The following is a 14,111-nucleotide window of genomic DNA, read 5'->3' on the forward strand; positions in this document are numbered from 1 at the left end:
TTAATTATCATCTTCTACCTTATGTTCAAAAACAAACAGGTTTTCATCATTTCTTTTTCTTTGAATTACATCTAGAGATACAGTAACTACTATAATGAATCCTACTACAATACTTTGAAAGTAAGTTGGAATTCGGGCTATTATTAAACCATTCTGAACTATGCCCATAAGTATAACACCTAGTAGTGTACCTAAGATAGTACCACTTCCACCAAGAATATTTGCACCACCAATAACCACTGAAGCAATAACTGTTAGCTCAAAGTTTACCCCAGCATTTGGTTGAATAGAACCTAATTCAGAGCTATAGAGTATAGAAGCTAATCCTGTTAATAAACCCATATAACAAAATACAAACATGTAAACAAAAGATATATTTACACCAGCTCTTGTTGCAGAAATTGGATTGCTGCCCACGGCATAAATATTTCTTCCAAGTTCAGTGTATTTTAGAATAAAGCAAGTTATTGCTATTACTATAATCAATATATATATTGGTATTGGAACTAATAATAGTTTTGAACGTGATATTTGAAGAAACCAATCAGGAAGACCTGTTATCCATTTTCCTTTGGTTACATTCATTACTAAACCTCTATACATACTCATTGTTCCTAAAGTAATTATAATAGATGAAATTTTAGCTTTTGCTATAATAAATCCATTAATAAAGCCTAGAATAAGACCACATGAAAGTGCTACAAAGAACACAGTAAAATAATTTGCATAACTGGTTGATATAAATTTGCCCACGATAATGGCTGAAACTGCTAATTGAGATCCAACTGAGATATCAATACCAGAAGCTATTATAATAAGAGTCATACCAATGGACATTATGGCTAGAACAATATTATTTGTAATTAAACTAAGTAAATTTTCAGGAGTTAAAAATACTGGGGATTTAACTGAAATAATAAAACTAATAAAAATAATGATAGAAAAGATTACAAATTTTCTTTTTCTATAAATCTCTTTCATAAGTTATCCCCCACAGTGAATATGTCGCCTAAAGTTTGTTTATGGTCATTATCTTCTCCACCAGAAGCATAAAATAGTATTTTTTCTTGAGAAAACTCATTTCTTTTTAATTCTTTTTTTATCTCCCCATTGCACATAATTTCAATTTTATCACACATTCCTATGAGTTCTGGAAGATCAGATGAAATTAATATTATAGAAGCTCCAGATCTTAGAATCTCATTCATTATATTATAGATATCTACTTTAGAACTAATATCCATACCGCTGGTAGGTTCATCAAAAATTATTATTTTAGAGTTAACGTACAGCCACTTTGCTAAAATAACTTTCTTTTTATTTCCGCCACTTAAATCAGCCACATTATCACAACCTGATTGTTTTATACCAAGTTTTTTAATTAACCTACCTGTAGAATTGGCTTCATCTTTTTTATTAATGAATCCAAATCTAGTAATTCTACTTAGGTTTGTAATAGAAATATTATTGGAGATAGACATTTTATCGATAAGTCCTTCAGAATTAACATTACTTGTAATATAACTAATACTAGACGCAATAGCATCTTTAGAGGATCTAATGGTAACTGGTTTTTGGTTTATGTAGATAGAACCTTCTGTGGGTTTATAAATACCAAATAGGGTTTTAGCTAGTGTTCGCCTCCCAGCTCCGCTTAATCCTGTTATACCTATTATTTCGCCTTTTTTTAAGGTGAAGTTTATATCATTTATTCTTTTTTTATACCCTAGATTTCTTATGGATAATACTTCTTTTCCGATAGACACATTTAATTTTGGGTATCTATCTTTTACAGATTTTCCAGCCATCTGTTTTATGAGATGATTAGTGTTTACTTCATCAATTCTACAAATTTCAACTATCTCACCATCTCTTAAAATAGTTATAGAATCTGCTATTCTTTTTATTTCATCTAAGTTATGAGAAATAAATATAGTAGTAATATTTATTTTCTTGAATTCAAGTATCATTTTAAATAAATTTTCTTTTTCTTGCTCAGTTAAAGCGGAAGTGGGCTCGTCCATTACAATAATAGTAGCATTTTTAGAAACTACTTTGATTATTTCTATTACTTTCTGTTGACCTATACTTAAAGTTTTAACTAAAGTTTTTGGGTGAATTTTTAAATCAAATGAATCTAAATAATACTGTGTTTCATAAAAAATTTTTTTCCAGTCAATAATCTTTATAAAGCTTAAATTTTTAATAGGTCTTCTACCTATAAAAATGTTTTCTGCTACATTTAAATCTGGAAACAAACTAATATCCTGATAAATCATTTCTAACCCAAAAGTTTTCATTAACTTCTCATTTGGATTACAAACGTTTTCTCCATTTATTAAAATCTCGCCAGTATCAGCTTTTACAGCACCAGCTAAAATCTTCATTAGTGTTGATTTACCAGCTCCATTCTCACCAATAATAGCATGAACCTCGCCAGTTGTTACTTTAAAATCTATATTTTTTAATACAAAATTTCCATTAAATTGTTTTGATACATTCTTCATCTCGATAATGTATTTCAATGTTTTTCCTCCATCCTCAAATTGTAGAAAAAATTACGCTATAGGGATCCCACTGTGAAACTTAATTTATACTTATTCTAAAAACTAGACGTATCAACTAGTTTTCTAAAAACTAGACGTATCAACTAGTTTTGTACACGTATAAATAAATAGTTGAACTGAAATCACTCTAATTCATATGTAGTATAAAGTTTAATATTATTCTCGAAGAAAAACTTTTTATATTCAGAAGGAATCTGTTTATTAGAAATTACTTTCTTTGCAATGTTAAATGAACCAAGCCTAGCAAAAGCGGTTTTATTAAATTTGGTATAGTCAGCTACTATTATTACTTCTTTTGTAATAGATAATATCTGTTTAATTAACATTGCTTCTTCATAACTGTCTACAGTATAGCCAGAATCTAGGTCTACACCTTTTACACTTATAAAAACTTTATTTAAATATATATCTTGAATCAGTTTTTGGGCAATTTGACCTACTAGTATAGAAGATGATTGTATTAAATCTCCACCCGTGACAACAACTTTTGTTTCATTGCAATCTTTTAATTCTAGGGCTACTAATAAATCATTAGTTACTACTGTCATTCTATTATGTTTGATGAGTTTTACAATTTCTAAAATAGTTGAACCAGGACCTAAAAATACTGCATCCCCTTCGTTTATCATTTGAGCACCTATTTTAGCAATAAGTTTTTTTTCTTCTTCTGGGGTTTCAAGATTATCAGTATAAGCTATTGGTGTTGAGTGTTCTTCATTTAAAACTGCACCACCGTAAGTTTTAATTAAAAATCCTTCTTGTTCCAATTTATCTAAATCTCTTCTAACGGTAACTTCCGATACTTGAAAGTTTTCGCTTAAATTACAAACATCTATTCTTTTTTCTTTAACTAAAATATCCTTAATTCTTTGTCGTCTTTCGATTGCAAACATAAAAAGCTCCTTTGCTTAAATCTAAATGTATAATCTAATTGTATCATAAATTTCGATTGTGTTCATTTAATTTTGAATATGAATTTTTGGTTATAATAATTAACTTCTTTTCGATTCTTGACAATTGTTTCTAAAAGCAAGTGGAGTTAGTGATTCTCTGCTTTTAAATAGATTTATAAAATGACTTACATTATTAATACCTATAATTTCTGAAATTTCTCCTATTGAAAGGGTAGAGTACTGCAATAAATTCTTTGCATAAGTAATTCGAGAAGTAATAATATACTCATTTGGTGAGAAACCAGTATATTTTTTAAACTCCTTAGCCATATGATACTTACTAACAGAAAATTCTTTGGAAAGTTGTTCTAGGCATATTCTTTCATTAAAGTGTTTATCTATATATTTCATGATTTTATGAATATAGTCAGGCATGTAATAATCCCAGTGATCTTGAGTGTTCATTATTAATAATAACTCTGTTAGAATGTCTACTATAAGTTTCGAACTGATTTGTTCTACTCTAAGACTTCTTTGTTTATGAATTTCTAGTAATTTTTGTAGATTAAATGAAAGTTCAGAATCATTCTTTAACGTTGTAACAGGGGAATTGTTATTTATGTATTGGTCATAATACCCTCTACTAGTAGCACCATTAAAATGAAGCCATTCGAATTCCCAAAGGTCATTATTATCAGTTTCATAATAATGATGCTCCATACAATCTATGAAAAAAACTTGATTTTTTTGTAAAATATAGCTTTTGCCCCTATATTTTAAAATTCCTTTACCTTTTAATGTGATTATTATTAAGTAGGAATTTAGATTAGCACGTTCTGCAAAATAGTTTTGTTTTGTTTTGAAATATCCTATTTCTTGTACATAAAAAAAACATGATTTTGCCACCATACTAGGTGTTGTAATTAAACGAATTGAGTCACTAGACCAATTATATACAATATTCTCTACTAAATTAGAAATTCAAATCACTCCCCCAAGATACTATTATTTTCTAACAAGATACATTATTGTTCCTATGATTATATATTACTATAATTAAAGAGTAAAGGGTGGAATAATTATAGTAAAAAAAAATGTACTCATTTACTTAATAGTAAGATTATAAATTGGAGGTTGATAAAATGGAAAGAATTAAACAGATAAAAAAAGCTCGTATTGGGCTTTATTCAGTAGGGCTAAAAGCATATTGGACTCAATTTGAGGGTTTAGAACAACGATTAATAAATTATGGAAAGTTCATCGAAAAAAAATTATCACAATTTGGAGAAGTTTATAATTTTGGACTTGTAGATGATGAAATTAAAGGGCGAGAAGCAGGGGAATGGCTTAACTCAAACAATGTGGATTTTGTATTTTGTCATTCTGCTACTTATTGTACAAGTTCCTCTGTGCTGCCAGTACATCAGATTTGTAATTCACCTTTAGTAATTTTAAACCTTCAGCCAACTGCTAGTATGAATTACGAAAAAACTTCAACAGGTGAGTGGTTAGCACATTGCGGTGCTTGTCCTGTTCCAGAATTTGCAAATGCGTTAAATAGGGCAGGAGTAGATTATAAAATTATAAATGGATTATTAGGACTTGAAGAAACTCCAGAAATCTCTATAACAGATGAGGTAACAGTAAATAGAAAAGAAGCTATTCGAGCTTGGAGAGAAATCAGTGAGTGGGCACAGGCAGCAACTGTTAAACGTACATTACAAAATAGTCGTTTTGGTTTCTTGGGAAATAATTATAGCGGTATGTTAGACATGTATAGTGATTTTACAATGGTACAATCTCAAATGGGTATTCATGTTGAAATATTAGAAATGTGTGATTTAGATAAAAATTTAAAAAGTATTACAGAAGAAGAAATAAATGCCAAAATGGCAAGCGTAAAAGAATTCTTTCAAATTTCAGGGGACTCACCCTCAGACCCAATTGCAAAGAAACCTTCTGAGGAACAATTAAAGTGGTCTTGCAAAGTTGCGGTAGCTCAAGAAAAAATGATAAAAGAATATGATTTAGATGCCCTTTCGTATTACTATCATGGTTCAAATGGAAATCATTATGAAGATTTACAAAGTGGTTTTATAGTTGGACACTCTTTACTAACAGCAGCAGGTATACCATGTGCAGGAGAAGGGGATTTAAAAACTGCTATCGCAATGAAAATTTGCGATATAGTAGAAAAGGGTGGCAGTTTTTCTGAAATAGTAGCTGTAGATTATAATGAAGAAACTATTATTTTAGGTCATGATGGACCATTCCACATTTCTATTTCTGAAGGAGTACCTGTGTTAAGAGGAATGGGAGTTTATCATGGTAAAAAAGGGAGTGGTGTGTCTGTAGAGGCAAAGGTTAAAGAAGGAGAAGTAACTACTCTTGGAATTACGCAAACAATAGATGGAAAAATGAAGATGATTATTAGTGAAGGAAAGGCTATAAAAGCACCTATATTGATGATAGGGAATACTCAAACTCATATAAAATTTAAAGAACACCCTGATAAATACATGGATAAATGGTTTGTTGAAGCTCCTACCCATCATTGTGCCATGTCAGTAGGTCATAATGCGTCTTTATTTGAAAAAATTGCTTATTTACTTAATTTAAACAAAATTATTCTTTAAGGAGAGGTTATTTATGGAGAGAATAGCATTTAAACTTAAACTGAAAAATGGAATGGAAGAAGAGTATAAAAAAAGACATGATGAAATATGGCCAGAAATGACTGAAATATTAAATGATGCAGGTATTCATAATTACTCAATTTGGCTTTTAGGAAATGATTTATTTGGATATTATGAAACGGAAGATATTGAATATGCAGTTAAGATTCAAAAAGAAAGTGATGTTGTTTTAAAATGGAATGAATACATGAGCAATGTAATAGATTCTATTCTTCTTGATGATGGAAGCTATTATGCAGATGTTAATTCTATGGAGTGTATGTTTTATCATAAATAATTGTGTTCTAATAATAACTTAAAAAGACAAATCAATCACTCCATAGGACATAAAAAGATAATTAAAATTACTGTATTATTATAATAGAAACAAATTTAAGGGAGATGATACTGGTGAATTTTAAATTGTTACATCCAGCAGATCAAATTATTATGATTATGAAACGGATATATGGATATGGAATGACAACCACTTCTGGGGGAAACCTTTCTATACGAGATAAAAATGGAGATATTTGGATAACACCAGGTGCAATAGATAAGGGCTCATTAACAAGGAAAGATATAATTAGGGTAAAGCCTGATGGAACAATAATAGGGCAACATAAACCTTCTAGTGAGTTCCCTTTTCACAAATTAGTGTATGAGAAAAGACCAGATTTAAAAGCAGTTCTTCATGCACATCCACCTGCACTAGTTGCTTTTAGTATTATAAGAAAAATTCCAAATACTCGTTTGATTCCTAGTGTTGAAAACGTTTGTGGAGATGTGGGTATGGCGGAATATGGATTACCAGGAAGTGAAAGTTTGGGAGAAAAAATAGCTGATGTTTTTGAAACTGGTATAAATACTGTTATATTAGAAAATCATGGTATAGTCATAGGCGGAAATGATCTTTTCGAAACATTTATGTCTTTTGAAACATTGGATTTTAGTAGTCGGCTTGAGATTAAAGCAAATCAAATTGGAGAACCTATAGAATTATCTTCAATGGAAATGGAATTAGCTAAGAATAAAAAAAGTGCTGATATGGAAGAATTTGAAGGAAAGTATTTTAGTAGTGAAGAAAGAGACTCAAGGCGAGAAATGTGTGAATTAATACATCGTGCTTATGATCAAAATCTTTTTACCAGCACTCAAGGTACTTTTTCACAAAGACTTAGTAAAAATTCATTTATAATAACACCTTATGGGGTGGACAGAAAGTATATTGAAGTGGAGGACATTGTTAGAATTGAAAATGGAAAAAAAGAAGCAGGGAAAAGTCCTAGTCATTCAGTTTTAATGCATAAACTTATTTATGAAAAACATCCTCACATAAATTCAGTAATCATTGCTCATGCACCAAACATTATGGCTTTTGCAGTAACTGATATTGATTTCGATTCTAGGACTATACCAGAAAGTTATGTATTATTGAGAGATGTAAAAAAACTTCCTTTTGGGTCAACTTTCATAGAACCAGAGAAACTTGCCAAAGTTTTTCAAGAAGATACACCAATTGCTTTAGTTGCAAATGATTGTGTAATTGTAACTGGAACAAATTTGATAAATGCTTTTGATAGGCTAGAAGTAGCAGAATATAGTGCAAAGGCAATAATTGCTACTAAAAGTATTGGGAAAATAGTTACTATTGATGAAAGTAAAATAGATGATTTGAAAGAAGCGTTTAAATTACAATAATATTAAAAACAAAAGTAGGAGTGAATAATATGGAAAAAATAATTAGTTTAGCATTTGACTTTGGTGCTTCTAGTGGAAGAGCTATAGTAAGTACTTTTGATGGTGAAAAAATTGAACTAGAAGAGGTTCACAGATTTTTAAATGAGCCAGTTATTATGGGGTCGCATATTTATTGGGACACTTTTAGACTTTTTCATGATTTAAAACAAGGATTAAAAAAAGCATCTTCTAAATTTGGAAAAATACACAGTATTGGAATAGATACTTGGGCAGTAGATTATGGATTATTGGATGAAAATGATAATATTATAGGGATGCCTATTCATTATAGAGATACTAGAACGGAAGGTATGATGGAGAAAGTTAAACAAAATATGTCATTAGAAAATATATATGATATTACAGGTATTCAATTTATGGAGCTGAACACTGTTTATCAATTAATGGCAGATAAAAAATTTAGGCCGCATATAATTGAAAAAGCAAAAACATTATTGCTTATGCCAGATTTATTTAATTATTATTTAACAGGAAAGAAGTATAATGAATATACTAATGCATCAACTACTCAAATGCTAGATGCAAAAAGTAAGAAATGGTCAAAAGAATTAATAGAAAAATTAGATTTGCCATATGATATTTTGCAGGAAATTATAGAACCAGGTAATATAATTGGTAATCTTACAAAAGAGGTACAAGCAGAACTTGAAGTTGATTCAATACCTGTTGTAGCTGTTGGAAGTCATGATACAGCCTCGGCAGTTTGCGGTGCGCCACTTGAGGGCAATGATAGTGTTTATCTAAGTTGTGGTACTTGGTCTTTACTAGGTATTGAGAGCAAAAAACCTATTATTAGTGGTGATTCTGCAAGATACAACTTTACAAATGAAGGCGGAGTTGAAGATACTATTAGGTTTTTAAAGAATATTAATGGTTTGTGGTTACTTCAACAACTCAGAAAGAGTTGGAGTGAAAGAGTGGAGGAAATAGGGTTTCCGGATATTATTAAAGCAGTATTACAAGTTGAAAATAAAGATTTTATAATTGATCCTAACCATGAGTCTTTCATGGCACCACATAATATGATTGAAGCAATACAAAATTATTGTGTTGAAAATAATCAAGGAAAACCAGAAAAACTTGGAGAATTAGCTATTGCTGCTTATAATGGGTTGACTAGCGAATATAAAAAGGTTGTAGAGTGTATTGAAGAAATTGCAGGCGAAAGTATTTCAACAATAAATATGGTGGGTGGAGGAATTCAAGATAAATTCTTATGTCAACAAACTGCAAATGTAACGGGCAAAAAGGTTCTTGCAGGACCTATAGAAGCATCTGTATTAGGAAATATAGTTATGCAATTAAAAGCAATAGGTGCAATTGAAACATTGGAACAGGGAAGGAAAATAATAAAGAACTCATTTGAAACAGAAAAATTTCTTCCTGAAAAATAGCTATAAAATAAGTATGTAAAAAAACTATTTTATTGCATAATAATATGTTTTTGTGGATACATAGAATCAGGATGACTATGTATCCTTTTTTAACTAGATAAATAATACAAGTCATGATACAATAAAGATAAACAAAGAAAAACAAACAGTAAGAATTATTTTAAATTTAGTTAATTATTTGAAAAAAATGAATAGTCAATTTAAAAAAGCTAGAAGTAGGTGAATAGAATGCTGGCAGTAGAAAGAAGAAAAATAATAATTACAATAATTGAAGAAGAAAAAAGTGTGATGGTAACAGATTTAAGTAAAAATTTTGGGGTGACAGAGGAAACTGTAAGACGAGATTTAGAAAAACTTGAAAAGCAAGGACTTCTTAAGAGAACTTATGGTGGAGCTGTTATTAACGAAAGTACGGTTCAAGAGCTTCCTTTTAAGATAAGAGAAGTTAGAAATAAAGAAGGAAAAAAATGTATTGGGAAAATGGTAGCTGAATATATTAATGATGGAGATACAATACTTTTAGATTCAAGTTCTACGGCAATTCAAGTTGCAGAATTTTTGAAGAACAGAAATAAATTAACAGTGATCACTAATTCTGTTATATTACTAACTAAACTTGCTAAAGTAGATGGCATAACAGTAATATCAACAGGTGGAACCCTTAGAGAAGGAGCTATGTCTTTGGTAGGAAGTATATCTCAAAATACAATACAAAATTATAATGTAGATGTTGCAGTTGTATGTTGTAAGGGCATACATAAGGAAAAAGGTATTACAGACTCAAATGAGCAAGAGTGTGAAGTTAAAAAATCAATGATAGAAGTAGCGGATAAAGTATTATTAGTAGTAGATAATACTAAATTTGATAAAAAAGCCTTTGTTAAAATTTGTGATTTGGAAAAAGTTGATATGGTATTTACGGATAAAAAATTATCTCAAGAATGGGAAGAAACTATTTATAATTCTAAAGGTGAATTGATTTATTGTACCTAACTCATTGTAAAATAAAGTATTTAAAGTTAAACAAGAATTAAAAAAACAAATAAATAAAAAAGATAAAGAAAAAACCACAAATACAGCAAAAAGTATTTGTGGTTTTTTCTTTATTTGCATTGACTTATCTTTTATTGATTGATATAATATCATTAAACAAAGAAAAACGGACACAAAACAAAACAAACAAAAATTTAGGAGGTATTTAAATGGTATCTGAATATGAAGTTAAGAAAAGTATATGTGAAATAGGTAAAAGGATTCAAGATAACGGATTTGTTGCGGCTAATGATGGTAATATTTCAGTTAAAATAAGTGACAACGAATTTTTGTGTACACCAACTGGTGTAAGTAAAGGGTATATGACTCCAGATATGATTTGTAAAGTAGATAAAGAAGGAAATATAATTACTGCTAATAAAGGATATAGACCTTCTTCAGAGATGAAAATGCACTTAAGAGTTTATAAAGAAAGACCTGACGTTACTGCAGTTGTACATGCTCATCCACCATATGCAACAAGTTTTGCAATTGCAGGTATCCCACTTACTAAACCTATAATGCCTGAAGCAGTAGTTTCTCTAGGATGTGTTCCTATTGCTGAATATGGTACACCATCTACTGATGAAATTCCAGATGCAGTAAGTAAATATCTTCAAAATTATGATGCAGTATTATTAGAAAATCATGGAGCACTTAGTTTTAGTGTTGACTTAACAAATGCATATTTCAAAATGGAATCTTTAGAGTTTTATGCAAAGTTAATGTTTATATCTACACAATTAGGTGGACCTAAAGTATTAGATGATACTAAGGTTGAAGCATTATATGATTTAAGAGCAAAATTTAATTTGCCAGGAAAATATCCATTTGATTTATGTAAAGAAGGAGCATGTGCACCAACACCTAAAGTAGAAGCAAAAGTAGAACCTAAATCAGATGATATGGCAGCATTGGTAAGTGCAATAACTCAAAGAGTAATTGCGGAAATGAATAAATAGTAATTCTGAAAAGAATAGGTGAGACTATGAAAAAATCAAAAAGATTTCAGGTTCTAAATGATAGACCTGTAAATAAAGATAGTTTTATTGATGAATGGCCTGAAAAAGGATTTGTAGCAATGAATGGACCATATGATCCTAAGCCATCAATAAAAATTCAAAATGGAAAAATAATAGAATTAGATGGAAAGAAAATTGAAGAATTTGATTTTATGGATAGCTTTATTGCAGATTATGCAATTGACTTGCAACAAGCTGAAAAATCAATGAATTATAGTGATGTTGAACTAGCTAGAATGTTGGTAGATATAAATATTGATAGAAAAACTATAATTAAAATCTTCTCAGGGTTGACGCCTGCAAAAATTGTAAAGGTTCTTGATGAATTAAATGTTGTAGAAATGATGATGGCTATGCAAAAGATAAGAGCTAGAAAATTCCCATCAAATCAAGCTCATATTACTAACATTAAGGACAACCCTATACAAATTGCATCAGATGCAGCAGAGGGAGCTTTAAGAGGATTTGGTGAAGAAGAAACAACTGTTGGAGTGGCAAGATATGCACCATTTAATGCAATAGCTTTATTAATTGGAGCTCAAGTTGGCAGAAGAGGAGTTCTAACTCAATGTGCAGTAGAAGAAGCAGTTGAGTTGGAACTTGGAATGAGAGGGTTTACAACTTATGCTGAAACAATTTCTGTATATGGAACTGAAAGTGTTTTTATTGATGGTGATGACACCCCATATTCAAAAGCTTTTTTAGCATCCTGTTACGCATCAAGAGGCCTGAAAATGAGATTTACATCAGGAACAGGTTCAGAGGTGTTAATGGGTAATGCTGAAGGAAAATCAATGTTGTATCTTGAAACCAAATGCATAATGGTAACAAAAGGTGCTGGAGTTCAAGGATTACAAAATGGAGCAGTTAGCTGTATAGGAGTTACATCAGCAGTTCCTTCTGGAATTAGAGCAATTCTTGCAGAAAATTTAATAGCTTCTCTTCTTGATTTAGAAGTAGCTTCCAGTAATGATCAAACATTTTCACACTCGGATATTAGAAGAACAGCTAGGACAATGATGCAATTCTTACCAGGTACAGATTTTATTTTCTCTGGTTATAGTGGAGTTCCAAATTATGATAATGTTTTTGCTGGAGCTAATTTCGATGCAGAAGATTTTGATGATTATAATGTACTTCAGAGAGATTTGAAAGTTGATGGAGGACTAAAACCAGTTAATGAAGAAGACGTGGTAAAAGTTAGATATAAAGCTGCAAAAGTAATGCAAGCTTTATTCAAAGAATTAAATCTTTCAAAAATTACAGATGAAGAAGTAGAAGCAGCTACTTATGCTCATGGAAGTAAAGATATGCCGGATAGAGATGAATTAGCAGATTTTGAAGCTATAGAAGATTTAATGAATAGAGGAATAACAGGGGTAGATATTGTAGCAGCTCTTGTAAAATCAGGTTATGATGATGTAGCTCAAAGTATATTAAATATGTTGAAACAAAGGGTATATGGAGATTATTTACAAACATCAGCAATTTTAGATAAAGATTTTAATGTTATAAGTGCAATAAATTATCCTAATGATTATTTGGGGCCAGGAACAGGCTATAGATTGTCAGAAGAAAGATGGGAAGAAATTAAAAAAATCCCAAATATAATTGATCCAGATAATTTATAAAGGTGGTGTCAGACATGGAATTAGATGAAAAAATTGTTAGGCAAATTGCTGAATTAGTAAAAAAAGAGCTTGAAAAATCTAATATTAATCCAATAGCTGCCCACTCCTATGAAACGAAAAATTTACAAAAAGAATATGAATCAATTTTCACAGAGAAGGGTATGGCAAGTAAAGGAAATGACATAAAAGAAGTAGTGATTGCGGTTGCCCCTTGTTTTGGAGTGGAGATAAAACATACGTTGAATAAATTAAGTCATATAGATATTTTAAAAGAAATTATGGCTGGAATAGAAGAAGAAGGAATGGTTACTAGAATTATAAGAGTTATGGATACATCAGATGTTGCTTTTATTGGTAAAAAAGCTGCAATGCTTAGCGGATCTGGAATAAGTATTGCAATACAATCAAAGGGAACTACTGTAATTCATCAAAAGGATTTATATCCTTTAACCAATTTAGAACTATTTCCACAAGCTCCAATTATAACTTTAGCTATGTACAGACATATCGGGAAAAATGCCGCAAAATATGCTAAGGGTTTGAGGGTAAAACCAGTACCAGTTCAAAATGATTATATGTGTAGGCCAAAATTTCAAGTAAAAGCAGCTATTATGCATATTAAAGAAACAGAAAAGATTGATAAACAAGCCCCTTCAATAGAATTACAGTTTAAAGGCTAGTTTTAAAGATTATTTTTAGTACTTATATTTGAAAGAAAGGGATGATTAAAATGGAAAGGTATCCTTTATCCCAAAACATGGATCCAAATAAAATTAAATCTAAAACAGGTAAACCAGTAAGTGATATAACAGTAGAAAATATTTTAGATGGAAGTATTTCTTCAGAGGATATAAAAATTTCTAAGGAAACTTTAAATATTCAAGGAAGATTAGCAGCAGAAGATGGTAGAATTCAACAACAACAAAATTTTACAAGAGCAGCTGAACTTACGGAAGTACCTGATAAGGAATTATTGGAAATTTACAATAAACTAAGACCAAATAGAGCCACTAAACAGGAATTATTACAAATTGCTAATGATTTGAAAGATAAATATAATGCAGTTAATTGTGCTAATTTGGTGTTAGATGCTTTAAAGGTTTATGAAAAAAGAGGAATATTAAAAGTATAGAGGC

13 protein-coding genes are annotated in these 14,111 nt (G+C 30.2%); 9 read left to right on the forward strand and 4 right to left on the reverse strand.

Annotated features, from left to right (window positions below; all coding sequences use genetic code 11):
- From BUB83_RS05265 to BUB83_RS05280, 4 genes are all read right to left on the reverse strand, one after another.
- Entirely contained in the window at positions 1-981 is a 981-nt protein-coding gene (locus BUB83_RS05265; protein ID WP_073337405.1) for an ABC transporter permease, read from the reverse strand.
- The gene (locus BUB83_RS05270) at positions 978-2,525 is read right to left on the reverse strand and encodes a sugar ABC transporter ATP-binding protein (RefSeq protein WP_143160479.1); all 1,548 of its coding nucleotides are present in this window, start codon (positions 2,523-2,525) and stop codon (positions 978-980) included. Before BUB83_RS05270 ends, BUB83_RS05265 begins: the two co-directional genes overlap by 4 nt.
- 164 nt (positions 2,526-2,689) lie before the next feature.
- The gene (locus BUB83_RS05275) at positions 2,690-3,460 is read right to left on the reverse strand and encodes a DeoR/GlpR family DNA-binding transcription regulator (protein ID WP_073337406.1); all 771 of its coding nucleotides are present in this window, start codon (positions 3,458-3,460) and stop codon (positions 2,690-2,692) included.
- A 99-nt stretch (positions 3,461-3,559) separates the two neighbouring features.
- Positions 3,560-4,369 (reverse strand): helix-turn-helix domain-containing protein, encoded by an 810-nt coding sequence (locus BUB83_RS05280; protein ID WP_084133414.1) that lies wholly within the window; start codon positions 4,367-4,369, stop codon positions 3,560-3,562.
- Between the two features lie 233 nt (positions 4,370-4,602).
- On the opposite strand from BUB83_RS05280, the gene BUB83_RS05285 reads away from it, so the two are divergent.
- The 9 genes from BUB83_RS05285 to BUB83_RS05325 all read left to right on the forward strand — a co-directional run bounded on the left by BUB83_RS05285 (position 4,603) and on the right by BUB83_RS05325 (position 14,107).
- On the forward strand, positions 4,603-6,096 hold the full coding sequence (locus tag BUB83_RS05285) for an L-fucose/L-arabinose isomerase family protein (protein ID WP_073337408.1): 1,494 nt from the start codon (positions 4,603-4,605) through the stop codon (positions 6,094-6,096).
- A gap of 13 nt (positions 6,097-6,109) precedes the next feature.
- The gene (locus BUB83_RS05290; RefSeq protein ID WP_073337409.1) at positions 6,110-6,433 is read left to right on the forward strand and encodes an L-rhamnose mutarotase; all 324 of its coding nucleotides are present in this window, start codon (positions 6,110-6,112) and stop codon (positions 6,431-6,433) included.
- Positions 6,434-6,537: 104 nt separating this feature from the next.
- On the forward strand, positions 6,538-7,836 hold the full coding sequence (locus tag BUB83_RS05295; RefSeq protein WP_242950633.1) for a class II aldolase/adducin family protein: 1,299 nt from the start codon (positions 6,538-6,540) through the stop codon (positions 7,834-7,836).
- Positions 7,837-7,865: 29 nt separating this feature from the next.
- Positions 7,866-9,290, forward strand: a complete 1,425-nt coding sequence (locus BUB83_RS05300; RefSeq protein WP_073337411.1) for a rhamnulokinase — start codon at positions 7,866-7,868, stop codon at positions 9,288-9,290.
- Between the two features lie 228 nt (positions 9,291-9,518).
- Positions 9,519-10,283 carry a DeoR/GlpR family DNA-binding transcription regulator gene (locus BUB83_RS05305; protein WP_073337412.1) on the forward strand — a complete coding sequence of 255 codons (765 nt, stop codon included), beginning with the start codon at positions 9,519-9,521 and terminating at the stop codon, positions 10,281-10,283.
- 209 nt (positions 10,284-10,492) lie between these two features.
- Positions 10,493-11,284: a class II aldolase/adducin family protein gene (locus BUB83_RS05310; protein ID WP_073337413.1), complete on the forward strand. Its 792-nt coding sequence runs from the start codon at positions 10,493-10,495 to the stop codon at positions 11,282-11,284.
- Between the two features lie 26 nt (positions 11,285-11,310).
- Positions 11,311-12,975: a propanediol/glycerol family dehydratase large subunit gene (locus BUB83_RS05315; protein ID WP_073337414.1), complete on the forward strand. Its 1,665-nt coding sequence runs from the start codon at positions 11,311-11,313 to the stop codon at positions 12,973-12,975.
- Positions 12,976-12,989: 14 nt separating this feature from the next.
- Positions 12,990-13,655: a propanediol/glycerol family dehydratase medium subunit gene (locus BUB83_RS05320; protein ID WP_073337415.1), complete on the forward strand. Its 666-nt coding sequence runs from the start codon at positions 12,990-12,992 to the stop codon at positions 13,653-13,655.
- A 50-nt stretch (positions 13,656-13,705) separates the two neighbouring features.
- Positions 13,706-14,107: a diol dehydratase small subunit gene (locus BUB83_RS05325; RefSeq protein WP_073337416.1), complete on the forward strand. Its 402-nt coding sequence runs from the start codon at positions 13,706-13,708 to the stop codon at positions 14,105-14,107.
- The last annotated feature ends 4 nt before the right edge of the window (positions 14,108-14,111 follow it).

Source organism: Clostridium grantii DSM 8605, from assembly GCF_900129965.1.
Classification (GTDB): Bacteria; Bacillota; Clostridia; order Clostridiales; family Clostridiaceae; genus Clostridium_AF; species Clostridium_AF grantii.